At 72.2% G+C, this 15,575-nt stretch carries 14 protein-coding genes and 1 pseudogene; 9 read left to right on the forward strand and 6 right to left on the reverse strand.

Going from position 1 to position 15,575, the window contains the following annotated elements:
- The first annotated feature begins 131 nt into the window (after positions 1-131).
- Both OF852_RS10005 and OF852_RS10010 read left to right on the forward strand, forming a co-directional pair.
- Entirely contained in the window at positions 132-1,022 is an 891-nt protein-coding gene (locus OF852_RS10005; RefSeq protein WP_442908622.1) for a ParA family protein, read from the forward strand.
- Positions 1,022-1,987, forward strand: coding sequence for a ParB/RepB/Spo0J family partition protein (locus tag OF852_RS10010; protein ID WP_271119014.1), 966 nt, complete (start codon positions 1,022-1,024; stop codon positions 1,985-1,987). The genes OF852_RS10005 and OF852_RS10010 overlap by 1 nt, the downstream gene beginning before the upstream one ends.
- A gap of 28 nt (positions 1,988-2,015) precedes the next feature.
- Here the strand turns inward: OF852_RS10010 and OF852_RS10015 are convergent, their stop codons facing one another.
- The 6 genes from OF852_RS10015 to OF852_RS10040 all read right to left on the reverse strand — a co-directional run bounded on the left by OF852_RS10015 (position 2,016) and on the right by OF852_RS10040 (position 9,389).
- Complete coding sequence (locus OF852_RS10015) at positions 2,016-2,972, reverse strand: D-alanine--D-alanine ligase family protein (RefSeq protein WP_271119015.1); 957 nt, start codon at positions 2,970-2,972, stop codon at positions 2,016-2,018.
- Between the two features lie 5 nt (positions 2,973-2,977).
- A complete protein-coding gene (locus OF852_RS10020; RefSeq protein ID WP_271119016.1) occupies positions 2,978-4,291 on the reverse strand; it encodes an aminotransferase-like domain-containing protein in 1,314 nt (437 codons plus the stop codon).
- Positions 4,292-4,397: 106 nt separating this feature from the next.
- Entirely contained in the window at positions 4,398-4,724 is a 327-nt protein-coding gene (gene trxA / locus OF852_RS10025; RefSeq protein WP_271119017.1) for a thioredoxin, read from the reverse strand.
- Positions 4,725-4,789: 65 nt separating this feature from the next.
- A complete protein-coding gene (trxB, locus tag OF852_RS10030) occupies positions 4,790-5,794 on the reverse strand; it encodes a thioredoxin-disulfide reductase (protein WP_271119018.1) in 1,005 nt (334 codons plus the stop codon).
- A gap of 96 nt (positions 5,795-5,890) precedes the next feature.
- Positions 5,891-7,549, reverse strand: a complete 1,659-nt coding sequence (murJ, locus tag OF852_RS10035) for a murein biosynthesis integral membrane protein MurJ (RefSeq protein WP_333781458.1) — start codon at positions 7,547-7,549, stop codon at positions 5,891-5,893.
- Positions 7,542-9,389 (reverse strand): DUF6049 family protein, encoded by a 1,848-nt coding sequence (locus OF852_RS10040; protein WP_271121161.1) that lies wholly within the window; start codon positions 9,387-9,389, stop codon positions 7,542-7,544. Before OF852_RS10040 ends, murJ begins: the two co-directional genes overlap by 8 nt.
- Before the next feature lie 110 nt (positions 9,390-9,499).
- Here OF852_RS10040 and OF852_RS10045 point away from each other — a divergent pair, with 110 nt between their 5' ends.
- The 7 genes and pseudogenes from OF852_RS10045 (at position 9,500) to OF852_RS10075 (ending at position 15,392) form a co-directional block, all read left to right on the forward strand.
- Complete coding sequence (locus OF852_RS10045; RefSeq protein ID WP_271119020.1) at positions 9,500-10,939, forward strand: CCA tRNA nucleotidyltransferase; 1,440 nt, start codon at positions 9,500-9,502, stop codon at positions 10,937-10,939.
- Positions 10,940-11,053: 114 nt separating this feature from the next.
- Positions 11,054-11,419: pseudogene (rpsF, locus tag OF852_RS10050) on the forward strand (30S ribosomal protein S6); the annotation flags it as partial.
- Between the two features lie 110 nt (positions 11,420-11,529).
- Positions 11,530-12,036, forward strand: coding sequence for a single-stranded DNA-binding protein (locus OF852_RS10055; RefSeq protein WP_271119022.1), 507 nt, complete (start codon positions 11,530-11,532; stop codon positions 12,034-12,036).
- A 44-nt stretch (positions 12,037-12,080) separates the two neighbouring features.
- On the forward strand, positions 12,081-12,341 hold the full coding sequence (gene rpsR, locus OF852_RS10060) for a 30S ribosomal protein S18 (RefSeq protein ID WP_271119023.1): 261 nt from the start codon (positions 12,081-12,083) through the stop codon (positions 12,339-12,341).
- Positions 12,342-12,352: 11 nt separating this feature from the next.
- Positions 12,353-12,805, forward strand: a complete 453-nt coding sequence (gene rplI, locus OF852_RS10065) for a 50S ribosomal protein L9 (RefSeq protein ID WP_271119024.1) — start codon at positions 12,353-12,355, stop codon at positions 12,803-12,805.
- Between the two features lie 411 nt (positions 12,806-13,216).
- Positions 13,217-14,599 carry a replicative DNA helicase gene (gene dnaB / locus OF852_RS10070; protein ID WP_271119025.1) on the forward strand — a complete coding sequence of 461 codons (1,383 nt, stop codon included), beginning with the start codon at positions 13,217-13,219 and terminating at the stop codon, positions 14,597-14,599.
- A 70-nt stretch (positions 14,600-14,669) separates the two neighbouring features.
- Positions 14,670-15,392, forward strand: a complete 723-nt coding sequence (locus tag OF852_RS10075) for a HEAT repeat domain-containing protein (RefSeq protein WP_271119026.1) — start codon at positions 14,670-14,672, stop codon at positions 15,390-15,392.
- The last annotated feature ends 183 nt before the right edge of the window (positions 15,393-15,575 follow it).

Consider the following 15,575-nt stretch of genomic DNA (forward strand, 5'->3'; position numbering starts at 1 on the left):
CCTCCGGCCGACGCCGTCGCGGTGCCGCCGCCGCGGGTACAGTTGGGAGGTCCCCCGCCCGAGCCGAGACCCGTCACGGCGCCAGCGAGATCCGCGTGTTTCACGTGGAACATCAGGAGTTCGATCCACCGGTGAGCACCCAGCAGCCCTACGACGCCGCGACACCGCTCGCGCGAGAGGTCGCCGATCTCGCGCGGCGACGGCAGAACCTCGCGGAGCAGGTCCTCCCCCGGCCCGAGCGCACCCGCATCCTCACCATCGCGAACCAGAAGGGCGGTGTCGGGAAGACCACGACGACCGTCAACCTCGCGGCGTCGCTCGCGCGCGCGGGCGCGCGCGTCGTCGTCATCGATCTCGACCCCCAGGGCAACGCGTCGACCGCGCTCGGCGTCGAGCACCGCTCCGAGACGCCGAGTGTCTACGACGTGCTCATCAACGACATCCCCATCGACGACGTCGTGCAGAAGAGCCCCGAGTTCGACACCCTGTGGTGCGTGCCGGCCACGATCCACCTCGCGGGCGCCGAGATCGAGCTCGTCTCGCTCGTCGCACGCGAGCAGCGGCTCAAGAAGTCCCTCGAGGAGTACTTCACCGAGGCCGACGATCCGGTCGACTACGTCTTCATCGACTGCCCGCCTTCCCTCGGCCTCCTCACGATCAACGCCTTCGTCGCCGCGCGCGAGGTCCTCATCCCCATCCAGTGCGAGTACTACGCGCTCGAGGGGCTGAGCCAGCTGCTCAACAACATCAAGCTCATCGAGCGGCACCTCAACCCCGAGCTCCGCGTCTCGACGATCCTGCTCACGATGTACGACGCTCGGACCAATCTCGCGAACCAGGTCGTCGAGGAGGTGCGCGAGCACTTCCCCGAGCAGGTCCTCGACACCCTCATCCCCCGCAGCGTCCGCATCTCCGAGGCGCCCAGCTACCAGCAGACCGTGATCAGCTACGACCTGAACTCGGCCGGCTCCCTCTCCTATCGGGAGGCGGCCGCCGAGATCGCCATGAGAGGAGAGCGCTGATGGCCGCTCCCAAGCGGACGGGACTCGGGCGCGGCATCGGCGCGCTCATCCCGACCTCCGACGACGGATCGACGACGCAGCAGCGGCCGGTCGACGTGTTCTTCCCCGAGGGCGGCTCGCCGCGCGTCGAGGAGCCGGAGCTCGTCGCCGTGCCGGGCGCGCGGCTCGCGCGACTCGACCCCGCCGACATCGTGCCGAACGCGGTGCAGCCGCGCACCGAATTCCGCGAGGAGGAGCTCAACGAGCTGATCCTCTCCGTCCGGGAGTTCGGCGTCCTCCAGCCCATCGTCGTGCGCCCCCGTGCGGGCGCCGCCGCGGGCGAGCCGAAGTACGAGCTCATCATGGGCGAGCGGCGTCTCCGCGCCACGAAGGCGGCCGGGCTGGATGCGATCCCCGCCGTCATCCGGGAGACCGCGGACGAGGACATGCTGCGCGACGCGCTGCTCGAGAACCTCCACCGTGCGCAGCTCAACCCGCTCGAGGAGGCCTCCGCCTACCAGCAGCTCCTCGCCGACTTCGGGATCACGCAGGAGCAGCTCGGGGAGCGCATCGGCCGCTCGCGCCCGCAGATCACGAACACGCTGCGCCTCCTCCGACTCCCCGAGTCGGTGCAGCGGCGGGTCGCGGCGGGTGTCCTCAGCGCCGGCCACGCACGCGCCGTCCTCTCGGCGGGCGAGCCGGCCGCCATGGAGCGCATCGCGGCGAAGATCGTGAACGAGGACCTCTCGGTGCGCGCTGCAGAGGCCCTCACGAGCGAGGCGAAGAAGTCGGGTGCGAAGCCGAAGCCACTGGCGGGAGGGCGTCAGGGTCAGCTCGACGAGATCGCGGGTGCGCTCGGGGACCGACTCGACACGCGGGTGAAGATCCAGCTCGGGCGTGCGAAGGGGACCGTCACGATCGACTTCGCGAGCGTGGGCGACCTCAACCGCATCCTCGGGGTGCTGGGTCAGGACGGCTTCCGGTAGCAGAGCCGACGGCCGCAGAAAGTCCTGATCAGACCGGCTTTGCGGCCGATTCCGCGAGCTTGAGGTAGACCCAGCCGAGGTCGTGTCCCGCGGCCTCGAGCGCCTGGGGGAGCAGCGAGGTCTCCGTGAGGCCGGGCAGCACGTTCGCCTCGAGGAACCACGGCGTTCCCGCGCCGTCGACGATGAGGTCGACGCGCGAGACGTGCCGCAGCCCGAGTGCGCGGTGTGCGGTGAGCGCGGCCTCGGCGGCGCGCGCCGCGACCTCCTCGGAGATCCGGGCCGGGGTGTAGAAGCGGGTCTCCCCCGCGTTGTAACGAGCCTCGAAGCTGTACACGCCGGAGAGCGGCTCGATCTCCACCGCCGGGAGGGCGACCGGGCCGTCACCCGTGTCGATCACGCCGACCGCGATCTCGGTGCCGGTGATCCGCTGCTCGACGAGCGCGACATCCCCGTAGGTGTAGGCGTCGACCATCGCGCGCGGCAGGCCCGCCGCGTCCTCGACGATCGTCACGCCCTGAGCCGAGCCGCCGCGGGCGGGCTTCACGACGAGCGGCGGGACGAGCTCGTCCGAGATCGCCGCGAACACCGCATCGGCGCCGAGCTCGCGGAACGCGTCCCGCGGGAGGGTGATCGAGCGGGGCGTGGGGACGCCGGCGCGCTCGGCGATCGTCTTCGCGGTGGGCTTGTCCCAGGCGAGACGCGACGCGGCGGCATCCGAGCCCACGAAGGGCACGCCGAGGAACTCGAGGAGCCCGCGGAGCGCGCCGTCCTCGCCGCTCGCGCCGTGCAGTGCGGGCCAGACGACATCGGGCCGATTCGCGCGGAGCTGCTCGAGGAGGCTCGCATCGGGGTCGACGAGCTCGATCTCGACGCCGTGCTCGAGCAGCGCGTCCGCGACGCGGCGGCCGGAGCGCAGCGACACGTCGCGCTCGTGCGAGATCCCGCCGGCGAGCACGACGACGCGGGAGAGGGAGGATGCGGTCATGGCTCCTAGCCGATGCTCGGGGGCAGCAGGTTCTGGCGGGTCTGCTCCGTCTGTGCGGGGAGCGATCCGGTCTGGGCGAACTCGCCGAGGAGCTCGAGCTCGCCGTTGATGACGTTCGCGAGCCGGCGGATGCCCTCGCGGATGAAGTCGGGGGTCGGGTAGCAGAACGACAGGCGGATCGCGCTGCGCCCGCCCCCGTCGGCGTAGAACGCGGTGCCCGGCGTGTAGGCGACGAGCTCCTTGACGGCGCGCGGGAGCATCGCCTTCGAGTCGAGGTGCTCGGGCAGCCGCAGCCACACGTAGAAGCCGCCGCTCGGCACCGTCCAGTCGAGCGAGGGCAGATGGCGTCCGAGCGCGTCGAGCATGGCATCCCGCCGCTCCCGGTAGACGCCGCGGAAGGTGTCGATCTGGCCTCGCCAGTCGGCGGTCGCGAGGTACTCGGAGATGACGGTCTGCGAGAAGCTCGACGGCGAGAGCACCGCGGCCTCGTTGGCGAGCACGAGCTTCTCCCGGATGGCGTGCGGGGCGACAGCCCAGCCGACGCGGAGACCGGGCGCGAAGGTCTTCGAGAAGGTCCCGAGATACACGACGCCGTCCTCCTCGACCGAGCGCATCGCCTGCGGCGGCGCCTGATCGAAGTAGAGGAGGCCGTAGGGGTTGTCCTCGACGACGAGGATCTCGGCACGGCGGGCGATCTCGAGGATCTCGACGCGGCGCTGCCACGGGAGGGTCACGCCCATCGGGTTGTGGAAGGACGGGATCGTGTAGATGAACTTGATCCGGCGGCCCGAGGCCTTGAGCCGGTCGATCGTCTCCTGAAGCGCCTGCGGCTGGAGGCCCTCGTCGTCCATGGGGACGTGCACGACCTCCGCCTGGAAGGACTTGAAGACGGTCACGGCCGTGACGTAGCTCGGTCCCTCCGCGATCACGACATCACCCGGGTCGAGGAAGAGCTTCGCCATGAGCTCGAGCGCGTGCTGCGAGCCGGTCGTCACGACGACGTCGTCGACGGAGGCGCGGATGCCCTCGAGCGACATGACGTCGAGGATCTGCTCCCGCAGTGCCGGCGAGCCCTGGCCCGAGCCGTACTGGAGGGCGACCGGTCCCTGCTCGCGCACCGCCCGATCCACCGCCGACTGCAGGAGCTCGGTGGGGAGCGCGGAGACGTACGGCATCCCGCCCGCGAGGGAGACGACCTCGGGGCGGCTGGCCACGGCGAACAGGGCTCGGACCTCGGAGGCGCTGAGGCCGGCCGTGCGGGCGGCGTAGGCGCCGAACCACGGGTCGAGGTTGGTGCCCTGGGATGCCGGTGTCGTCATGCTGCTCGTCCGATCAGTCGATGGGATCCAGGATACGGGCGGGAACGACGGGGCCCCGCCCCCGCGAGCGGGAACGGGGCCACGGGTACCGGGGTGGACCGGCCGATCAGGCGATGAACTCGGCGAGGTCCGCCTCGATGGCGGGCTTCGGCTTCGCGCCGACCATGCGCTTCACGACCTCGCCGTCCTTGAAGACGTACATGGCGGGGATCGAGGTGATGCCGTACTTCATAGCGGTCTCGGGGTTCGCGTCGACGTCGAGCTTCACGATGTCGATCTTGTCGGCGTGCTCCTCGGCGATCTTGTCGAGGATGGGCGAGACGGCGCGGCACGGGCCGCACCACTCGGCCCAGAAGTCGACCATGATCGGCTTCGAGCTCGAGAGGACCTCGGTGGCGAAGTCGGCGTCGGTGACGGCCTTGGCGTTGGACATATCTGCTCCTTCGATGTGCGGCCCGCGGGGGACGCGTGGTTCGGATCGGCCGGGCGGCCGTCGGCTCAGGCGGGCGACGAGCCCTCGGCGCGGCCGTTGATCTCGTCGACCGGGACGACGCCGTCGGCCTTCGCGAGCGTCTCCTTCGGGAGCGCCGCGAGGTAGTGCTCGGCGTCGAGCGCCGCGACGACGCCCGATCCGGCGGCCGTGGCCGCCTGCTTGTAGGTCGGGTCGATGACGTCGCCCGCGGCGAAGACGCCGGGGAGGTTCGTCTTCGAGCTCCGCCCCTCGACGGCGATCGTCCCCTCGGCGGTGAGGTCGAGCTGCCCGTGCACGAGGTGCGTGCGCGGGTCGGCGCCGATCGCGACGAAGACGCCGTCGAGGTCGAGCGAGGTGCGCTCCCCCGAGTCGAGCGTCGAGGTCAGCGTGATGCCGTCGACCTTCTCGGCGCCCGAGATGTCGGCCACCTCCTGGTTCCAGAGGAACTCGATCTTCGGGTCGGCGAAGGCGCGCTCCTGCATCGCGGCGGAGGCGCGGAGCTCGTCGCGGCGGTGCACGAGGGAGACCTTCTCGGCGAAGCGCGTGAGGAAGGTGGCCTCCTCGAGCGCGGAGTCGCCGCCGCCGATTACCGCGACGTGCTTCTGCTTGAAGAAGGCGCCGTCGCAGGTCGCGCACCACGAGACGCCGTAGCCGCTGAGGCGGTTCTCGCTCTCGAGGCCGAGCTTGCGGTAGGCGGAGCCGGTCGCGTAGATGACGGTCAGCGCCTCGTAGGTCTCGCCGAGCGCGGTGCGCACGGTCTTGACCTCGCCCGCCAGCTCGAGGTCGGTGACGTCGTCGTAGACGATCTCGGCGCCGAAGCGCTCGGCCTGCTCCTGCATCTTCATCATGAGCTCGGGGCCCATGATGCCCTCGGGGAACCCGGGGAAGTTCTCGACCTCGGTCGTCTTCATGAGCTCGCCGCCGAACTCGACGGAGCTCGCGATGACGAGCGGGCGGAGGTTCGCACGAGCGGCGTAGATCGCCGCGGTGTAGCCCGCCGGTCCCGAGCCGATGATGATGAGCTGGCGCATCGCGCAGGTCTCCTTCTGGTCGCTGCCTTGGCGGGTAGAACACATCCTAGGTGCTCGCCATTCCCCGCCGGCGGGGTCGCCGAGGGGTTCGGAGCCCTAGCCCCGACCGGGCAGTCGGCGCAGGATCGGGCCGGCCATGACCCGCAGCTCGGGCACCCGCATGAGCGCGATGACGCCGAGGTACACGGCGAGGGATGCGGCCCCGACGAGGCCCACGGAGAGCGCCGAGCTCACGGGGTGGGCGGTCGCGAAGACGCCCGGCTCCCCCGCGCCGCCGGTGAGTCCGAGGCCGCCGAGCGGCCAGAGGACGAGGAGGCCGGCGAGCCCCGCGGGGATGGTCGCCAGCGCGAAGCGCCCGAAGCCCGAGATCCAGCGGGCGCTGTCGAGGCCGCCGAGGCGCCGCCGCAGCACCAGCAGGGCGACGATCGCCTGGACCGTGCCCGCGACGGTCGTCACGATCGCGAGGCCGATCGCGATGAGCGGGCTGGGGAGCAGCAGCACGAGGAGCGCGCCCGAGACGAAGACCCCCGCCTGCACGAGCTGGATGAAGAACGGCGTCCGGGTGTCGCCGAGCGCGTAGAACGTGCGCTGCAGCAGGAACAGCGTGCTGAACGGCACCAGGCCGACGAGGAAGGCGACGAGCACGAGCGCGGTGCTCGTGATCTCGGCGCCCGTGCGGCCGAAGAGGGCCGCGAAGGGGACGGAGGCTGCGACGAGCGCGACGCCCGTGCCGAAGATCAGCATCCCGACCGTCCGCAGCGAGTCGGCGAGGTCCGCCCGGACCCGATCCAGCTCCCCGTCGCGGGCGTGATGGCTCATGCGCGTGAAGTACGGCGTCGCGATCGAGACGGCGATGATCGAGTGGGGGAGCATGAAGACGAGCCAGGCGACCATGAGCGCGCGCGAGGAGGCGTCCACGGCATCCGCCGAGGTCGCGACCTGGCTCTGCACGATGCCCGCCAGCTGCGTCACGAGGATCATGCCGAAGGTCCAGCCGGCCGCGCGGCCCGCAGCGCCGAGGCCGACGCCGCGCCAGCGGAAGTCGAGGCGGAAGCCCAGGCCCGTGCGCCGCCAGAAGACGACGAGGATGAGCGCCTGCGCCGCGACGCCGAGCGTCGCCCCGCCCGCGAGCCAGGCCACGCGATCCGCCGTCCAGGACGCGGGGTCGCGGAGCGGGACGTCGCCGCCGAGCGCGAGCGCGAACGCGAGCACCGAGCCGATCATGACGAGGTTGTTGAGGACGGGCGCCCAGGTGAAGGGGCCGAAGACGCCGCGCGCGTTGAGGACCTCGCCGAGGAGGCTGTAGACGGCGTAGAAGAAGATCTGCGGCAGGCACCAGGAGGCGAAGGCGATCGCGAGGTCGAGCGCGTCGCCCTGCAGCTGGCCGCCGGAGCTGGCGTAGACGCGGACGAGGAGCGGCGCCGCGAGCGTGGCGAGCACGGTGACGCCCGCGAAGACGACGATGCCGAGGGTCACCAGGCGGTTGATGAAGCGCTGGCCGCCGTCGTCGTGGAGCGCAGCCCGCACGATCTGCGGCACGAGGACGGCGCTCAGCAGGCCGCCCGCGATGATCGCGTAGATGTTGTTCGGCAGCTGGTTCGCGACCGCGAAGGCCGTCGAGGCCTGGCCGTTGAGGCCGATGACCGCCGCGAGCACGGCCGCGTTGACGAAGCCGAGCACCCGCGAGACGAGCGTGCCGGAGGCGAGGAGGACGCTGGCGCGGCCGAGTCCGCCGCTGCGGCCCGCCTCAGCCACGGTCCGCGGCGGGCTCGGCGCCCGCATCCCCGGCGGCCTCGCCGGCGCTGCGGGCGCGACGGCGCTTCACGATGTTCCGCGCGATGCCGGCGCCGAACACGACGACGACGAGCGCGCCCATGATCGCGACGCCCGCCGTCTCCCACCCGGCCTGGAGGTCGACGCGGACGCGGCTCGCGGCGCCGACGGGCCGCTCCCCCGCGGTCGCGAGCGCGATGCGGACCTCGACCTGCCCGTTCGAGATCGCCTGCGCCGGGATGTAGCCCGTGGCGGTCGACTGGGGCTGCACGACGATCTCGACCGGCTGGGCCGACGCCGGGATCGACAGTACCGGCCGCTGCGGGTCGGCGGTCGCGTAGACGCGCACCGGGACGTCGAGGGCGTTGCTCACCGTCACCGGCAGCCGCGCCTCGGCGCCGAGGGCGAGGAGGTCGCTGCTGTCGACGACCTGGACGGAGGCGCGCAGCTCGCGCGACTGCTGGAGGAACTCGTCCGTCGCGACCTCCCAGTCGGTCGCGTTGCGCAGCCACGTCGTCGAGAGGGCGGCCAGGAGGTCGAGCCGTCGCTCGCCCGTGAGGATGAGCGGGTCCTCCGCGATCACCGCGTAGCGCTGATCGGCGCTCTCGGCGCGGAGCAGGCGCCCGACGCGCGTGACCCGCTCCTCGTCCTCGGCGCGATCGCGGATCTCGCCCGCCTCGGCATCGCCCTCGAGCAGCGCGCCGAGCCCGGTCGTCTGGACGCCGTCGACGGAGGCGACCGCGTCGACGGCCTCGCCGATCTGCGGGTCGTCCTGGATGGGCCAGGCGCGGTCGAGCGCGAGGACGAGCTCGCCCTCGCCGGCGCGCACGGCGGCCGAGACCGCACGGCGGAGCACCCGGCGCGCATCCGCACCCTCCTCGAGCGAGGCGGCCTCGGCGGCGACCCGGAGGCGGTCGCTCAGCGCGCTGTCGACGACGAGCGCGTCGAGACCGTCGTCGAGCTGCAGCCGGGGCGCGTCGCCGCGCACGTTCCGCGAGCCGAGGAGGAGATGCTCGACGCCCGCCTCCTGGAGCATCGGGAGGTCGGCCTGGACGACCGTGTCGTCCGCCGGCCAGGCGAGACCCTCGATGTCGGCGTCCCAGCCGACGACATCCTCGACGTCGACCGGGCGCGGGGGGAGCCCGCCCGGCGCGGGCTGCGCGGGCTCCTCGTCCTCGGCGGCCGGCGGGGCCGCCGTCGCGTCGGGGTCGGCGGTCGCGTCGGGGTCGGGCGTCGGCGCCTCGGGCGCCTCCGGCTCCTCGACCGGCTCGGAGAAGCGGTCGGCCTGGATCGCGAAGCCGAAGTCGACCGGGTCGAGCGCCGCGCGGCCGCCCGCCTGCGCGGTCGCGACGACATCCGCATCCGCGTAGGCGAGGAGGAAGGTCTCGTTCGAGACGCGGTCGAGGCGGTCGAGCCAGGCGGTCGCCGTGGCGGGGGCCGAGCCGCCGAGCACGCGGATGGAGGCGATGATCCGCGGGTCGATGCCGATCGTCACGGGGCGGTCGGCGAGGGCGTCGAGCTGCCGGGTGAGCATCCCGTCGGGCCCCGTGAAGACCTCGAGATCCTCCGCGCTCACGAGTCCGCCGGCGGTCGGCGGGAGCACGAGCGGCGCGACCATCGCCACCTGGAGGCCGTCGCCCGCCGTGCGCCGCGCCTCGGCGGGGCTCGGGGTGCGGAGCACGCCGCCCGCGGAGGGCGCGGTCGTCGAGTTCGTGCTCGGCGCCGGCGACGGGGCGGGGGCCGCGGCGCTCGCGGCCGTCGGCAGCGCCGCGATCGGCAGGGCGGCGAGGCCGAGGGCCGCCCCTGCGCGCAGCAGGGTCATCCGCACGCGCGGAAACCTCGGGTGCGCTCGGCCGGCATGCCTCCGAGTGTAGAGCCCGCCTCCCCCGGAGCGGCCTCCACGCGCGGACCGCCGGGTAGGCTCGGGGCACCATGGAGAGCGTCGCCACCGCCCTGCAGCGGCTCCAGCAGCTGGCCGCATCCCCCGCCATCGCCGCCCTCGCGACCCGCTTCGCGGAGGCCGGCCACGAGCTCTCCCTCGTCGGCGGCCCCGTGCGGGACGCCTTCCTCGGCCGTCCCGTCTCGGATCTGGACCTCACGACCGACGCGCGCCCCGCCCGCATCCTCGAGCTGGTCGCCCCCATGGCCGAGGCGCACTGGGACATCGGGCGCGAGTTCGGCACGATCGGCGCGCGCGTGCAGGGGCAGACGGTCGAGATCACCACCTACCGCAGCGACGAGTACGACCCGTCGAGCCGCAAGCCGGAGGTGGCCTTCGGCGACAGCCTCGAGGCCGACCTCACGCGTCGCGACTTCGCCGTCAACGCCATGGCGCTGCGGCTCGACGCGGAGCCCGGCGGCGCGCCCCGGCTGGTCGACCCCGCCGGCGGTCTCGACGACCTCCTCGTCCGACGGCTCCGCACCCCCGGCGCCCCGGAGGTCTCCTTCGGCGACGACCCGCTGCGGATGCTGCGCGGCGCCCGCTTCGCGAGCCGGCTCGGCTTCGAGATCGACCCGGAGGCGCTGGAGGCCATGGCCGACATGGCCGGGCGGCTCGAGATCATCTCGGCGGAGCGCGTGGGCGACGAGCTCTCGAAGCTGCTCCTCGCCCCGGACCCGGTGCCCGGCATCCGCATCCTCGTCGAGACGGGGCTCGCGGCCGTCGTGCTCCCCGAGGTCCCGGCACTGCGGCTCGAGATCGACGAGCACGCGCACCACAAAGACGTCTACGAGCACAGCCTCACGGTGCTGCGGCAGGCGATCGACCTCGAGCGCGAGCGCGGCCACGAGCCCGACCTGGTGCTCCGCCTCGCGGCGCTGCTGCACGACATCGGCAAGCCGGCGACGCGGCACATCGAGCCGGGCGGCGCGGTCACCTTCCACCACCACGACGCGGTCGGCGCGAAGCTCGCGGCGAAGCGGCTGCGCGCCCTGCGCTTCCCGACCGAGACGGTGAAGTCGGTCGCGGAGCTCGTGCGCCTCCATCTCCGCTTCTTCGGCTACACCGATTCCGCGTGGACGGACTCCGCCGTGCGCCGCTACGTGCGAGACGCGGGCCCCCTCCTCGAGCGGCTCCACATCCTCGTCCGCGCCGACGTGACGACGCGCAATCGCCGGAAGGCGGAGCGGCTCGCCCACGCCTACGACGACATCGAGCGCCGCATCGCGGAGCTCCAGGAGGCCGAGGAGCTCGCCGCGATCCGTCCGGACCTCGACGGGGAGGCGATCATGCGCATCCTCGGGATCGGGCCCGGCCGGGAGGTCGGCGAGGCCTACCGCCACCTCCTCGAGCTGCGCCTCGACGAGGGGCCCCTCGCCGCGGAGGAGGCGGAGCGCCGGCTCCTGGCCTGGTGGTCCGAGCGCTCGCGTTGAATCCCCGGCGTGAAGCGGGTACCCTTGCGAGGTTGCCCGTCCGCGGGCAGCGATGCATTCAACCCTCCTGCTGCAGAGCCTCTGCAGCCGTTCGAGACCAGAGGAGGTGGGTCAATGACGCATCAGTACGAGTTGATGGTGATTCTCGATCCCGAGATCGATGAGCGCACCGTCGCACCCAGCCTGGACAAGTTCCTCGGCGTGATCCGCAACGACGGCGGCACGATCGAGAACGTCGACATCTGGGGTCGCCGCCGCATGGCGTACGAGATCAAGAAGAAGTCCGAGGGCATCTACGCCGTCGTCAACTTCACCGCGACCTCGGCCGCCACGAACGAGCTCGACCGCCAGCTGAAGCTCAGCGAGGCCGTGCTCCGCACCAAGGTCCTCCGCGCCGAGGAGGCCGTCGCGCGCCTTGCCGCGCACGAGGCCGAGCAGGCCGAGAAGGCCGCCCGCAAGTCCGCCCGCGCGGACAAGTCGGAGAAGGCCGAGCCCGCCGAGAAGCCTGCGGAGAAGGCTGAGAAGCCCGCCGTCAAGGCCGCGAAGCCCGCCGAGTCGGCGAAGCCCGCCGGGGCCGAGAAGGCCTGATCATGGCCGGGGACACGATCATCACGGTGGTCGGCAACCTCACCGCCGACCCGGAGCTGCGCTACACGCAGAGCGGACTCGCCGTCGCGAACTTCACGATCGCGTCGACGCCCCGCACCTTCGACCGCCAGGCGAACGAGTGGAAGGACGGCGAGGCGCTGTTCCTCCGCGCGTCCTGCTGGCGCGAGTTCGCCGAGCACGTCGCGGGCAGCCTGACGAAGGGCTCGCGCGTCATCGCGCAGGGCCGTCTGAAGCAGCGCTCCTACGACGACCGCGACGGCAACAAGCGCATCTCGATCGAGCTCGAGGTCGACGAGATCGGCCCCAGCCTCCGCTACGCGACCGCGCAGGTCACCCGCGCGTCCGGTGGCGGCGGCAACGGCGGCGGGGGGCGCTCGCAGGGCGCCGTCGCCGATGAGCCGTGGGCGCCGTCCGGCGGCCAGTCCAACTCCGCCGGGGGCGACGTGTGGAACACGCCCGGCAACTACAACGACGAGACCCCGTTCTAGGCCGCGCGCCGGACCGGGTCTGATCAACTCAGGAAGAAGTCATCATGGCTGGAAAGAGCAGCGGCGACCGCCGCAAGCCCCGCGGGCCGAAGGGCGGCAAGAACGCCGCTCCCGCGAAGTCCGTCAAGGTGGGTGTCATCGACTACAAGGACGTCGCCACCCTCCGCAAGTTCATCTCCGAGCGCGGCAAGATCCGCGCCCGCCGCATCACCGGTGTCTCCGTGCAGGAGCAGCGCCTCATCGCCCGCGCCGTCAAGAACGCGCGCGAGATGGCGCTCCTCCCGTACGCGGGCTCGGGCCGTTAAGGAGTCGTCGAATGTCGAAGCTCATTCTCACGTCCGAGGTCTCCGGCCTCGGCTCGGCCGGTGACGTCGTCGAGGTCCGCAACGGCTACGCCCGGAACTACCTCATCCCCCAGGGCTTCGCGGTCGCGTGGTCCCGTGGCGGCGAGAAGCAGGTCGAGCAGCTCCGCTCCGCGCGCGCGGCGCGCGAGCTCGCCACCCTCGAGGACGCGCAGGCCCTCAAGGCCCGTCTCGAGTCCGCGCCCGTGAAGCTGTCGGTGAAGGCCGGCCGCGAGGGCCGCCTGTTCGGCTCGGTCACGACCGCCGACGTCGTCGCCGCGGTCGCGGCCGCCGGCCTCGGCGAGCTGGACAAGCGCTCCGTCGAGCTCACCTCGCCCATCAAGGCGATCGGCGAGCACGAGGCGACCGCGCGCCTGCGCGAGGACGTCGTCGCGCAGCTCACGCTGCAGGTCGTCGCCGCCAAGTAGCGCACGCTCCACCCGATAGCGGGAGGCCCTTCCGGGCCTCCCGCTATCGTCTGTTCCGGGCTCGTGTCAAGGGATCTGTGCACAGGTATCCGGGCAAAACCAGCAACCCTCAAGTCCCACTCTAAACATGTTTCTACACACATGGTGTGGATGCGGAATCGCCTGATCAGGACCTTATTTTTGTTCTGGTCCACCGGACATTCCACAGAATGATCCACAGGTTCTTCACATCGCGCCCGGCGTTTCTCCCGAATCATCCACAGCGTTGTCCACAGGCAGGTTTTGCACTCCCGGCGCGCGCTCCTATCGTGGCTGACGCCGACCAGGCCACCCCCCGAATCCATCCGCGTGCGCGCGTGCCGACCGGGATGACGGTCGCTCCCTCTACCGTGTGCACCAGGAGGTATCCCCGTGTCGATCGCCCATCTCGGACTCGCCGGCGACCGCGAGCCCCGCGGCAGCGGAGAGGGCTGGCAGGGGGACCGCACGCCGCCGCACGACCTGCTCGCGGAGCAGAGCGCGCTCGGCGGCATGCTGCTGTCCAAGGACGCCGTGGCCGACGTGCTCGAGATGGTCCGGGGCGTCGACTTCTACATCCCGAAGCACGAGGTCGTCTACAACGCGATCCTCTCCCTCTACTCGCACGGCGAGCCCACCGACGTCATCGCCGTCACCGACGAGCTGACGAAGACGGGCGAGCTGCAGCGGGCGGGCGGGCCCGAGTACCTCCACACGCTCACCGGCCTCGTGCCGACCGCCGCGAACGCCGGCTTCTACGCCTCGATCGTCGCCGAGAAGGCCGTGCTCCGCCGCCTCGTGGAGGCCGGCACCCGCATCGTGCAGATGGGCTACGCGAGCGAGGGCGAGGTCACCGACCTCGTCAACAACGCGCAGGCCGAGATCTACGGCGTCGCCGGCGACACCCAGGCCGAGGACTACGTGCCGCTCGTCGAGGCCATCGAGGCCGCGAGCGAGGAGATCGAGGTCGCGAGCGGCCGCGACGGCGCCTTCACGGGCGTGCCCACGGGCTTCACCGAGCTCGACAACCTCACGAACGGCCTCCACCCCGGTCAGCTCATCCTCATTGCGGCACGACCCGCGCTCGGCAAGTCGACCCTCGCGCTCGACTTCGCCCGGGCCGCGTCGATCAAGCACGACATGCCCTCCATCTTCTTCTCGCTCGAGATGGGGCGCGCCGAGATCGCGATGCGCCTCCTCTCCGCCGAGTCGAACATCTACCTCCAGAACATGCGCAAGGGCCAGGTCCGCTCCGAGGACTGGACGACGCTCGCCCAGGTCCGCGGCCGCATCGCCGACGCGCCCCTCTACATCGACGACAGCCCGAACATGACGCTCGTCGAGATCCGCGCGAAGTGCCGCCGCCTCAAGCAGAAGCACGGCCTCCGCCTCGTCGTCATCGACTATCTGCAGCTCATGACGAGCGGCAAGCGCGTCGAGTCGCGCCAGCAGGAGGTCTCGGAGTTCTCGCGCGCGCTCAAGCTCCTCGCGAAGGAGCTGCAGGTGCCGGTCATCGCGCTCTCGCAGCTCAACCGAGGCCCGGAGCAGCGCACCGACAAGAAGCCCGCGATCTCCGACCTCCGCGAGTCCGGCTCGCTCGAGCAGGACGCCGACATGGTCATCCTCCTCCACCGCGAGAGCGCCTACGACAAGGAGAGCTCGCGACCCGGCGAGGCCGACCTCATCGTCGCGAAGCACCGCAACGGCCCGACCGCGACCGTCACGGTCGCGTTCCAGGGCGCGTTCTCCCGCTTCGCGGACATGGCGCCCGAGTAGGGCCGCGACCCGGCCGGGCGCCGCGCGTCACATTCGCGCGCTGCGTGCCCGCCCGTGTCAGGGTCGAGGCATGAGCGAGACCGAGCACGGCGAGGAGCGCGGGATGGCGGCGTCGACCCCGGCGGCACGGCTCGCCGCCGCCCTCGCGGCGTCCGACGGCTCGGTGCGGCTGCAGGCCGCGCTCACCGCGGGCACGGCGCCCGATCCGGGCTTCATCCCGGTGCTCGTCGCGCGCTGCGCGGTCGAGCCCGACTTCGGGGTGCGCGACATGATGACGTGGGCGCTCGTGCGCCAGGAGCGGGAGGCGACGCTCGAGCGGCTGCTCGCCGAGCTCGGCTCCGCGGCGGCGCAGGCCCGGAGTCAGGCGCTCCACACGCTCTCGAAGCTCGGCGAGGCGCGCGCGTGGCCGGCGATCACGCCGGAGCTGCTCCGCGATCCCGACGACGAGGTGGCGCGCGCCGCCTGGCGGACCGCCGCGGGCCTCGTGCCCGAGGCCGAGGCGCCCGCGCTCGCGGCGCTGCTCGCCGGGCAGCTCGGCCGTGGGGCGCGCGAGGTGCAGCGCAGCCTGAGCCGGGCGATGGCGATGCTCGGCACGGCGGCGGAGGCGTCGCTGGAGGCGGCCGAGCGGCATCCCGACCCGGAGGTCGGCACCCACGCGATCGCGACGCGACGCATCATGGACGACCCGGATTCCGGCTTCGACGCCGCCGTCGCGGACGCGCGACGACAGCTCGCCCTCCGCGCGGCCCCCGCCGTCGACGAGGAGCGCAGCCGCATGCCAGGATGTGCCTGAGGATCGAGGCAGACAGCGCTGTCATCCATCTCGCGTTCACCTTCGCGACACGATCGCGACGCCGCCGCGACGCTCGCCCTGACCACGGTGGGACCATCCCCCTTGGAACCGAGAGGACCACCCGTGCGCGCATCCGGCCGGAATCGATCGACCACCCCCCGAGCCCGGCGACGGCCGCGGCTC

The sequence above is a fragment of the Homoserinibacter sp. YIM 151385 genome (genome assembly GCF_027912415.1).
Lineage (GTDB): Bacteria > Actinomycetota > Actinomycetes > Actinomycetales > Microbacteriaceae > Schumannella.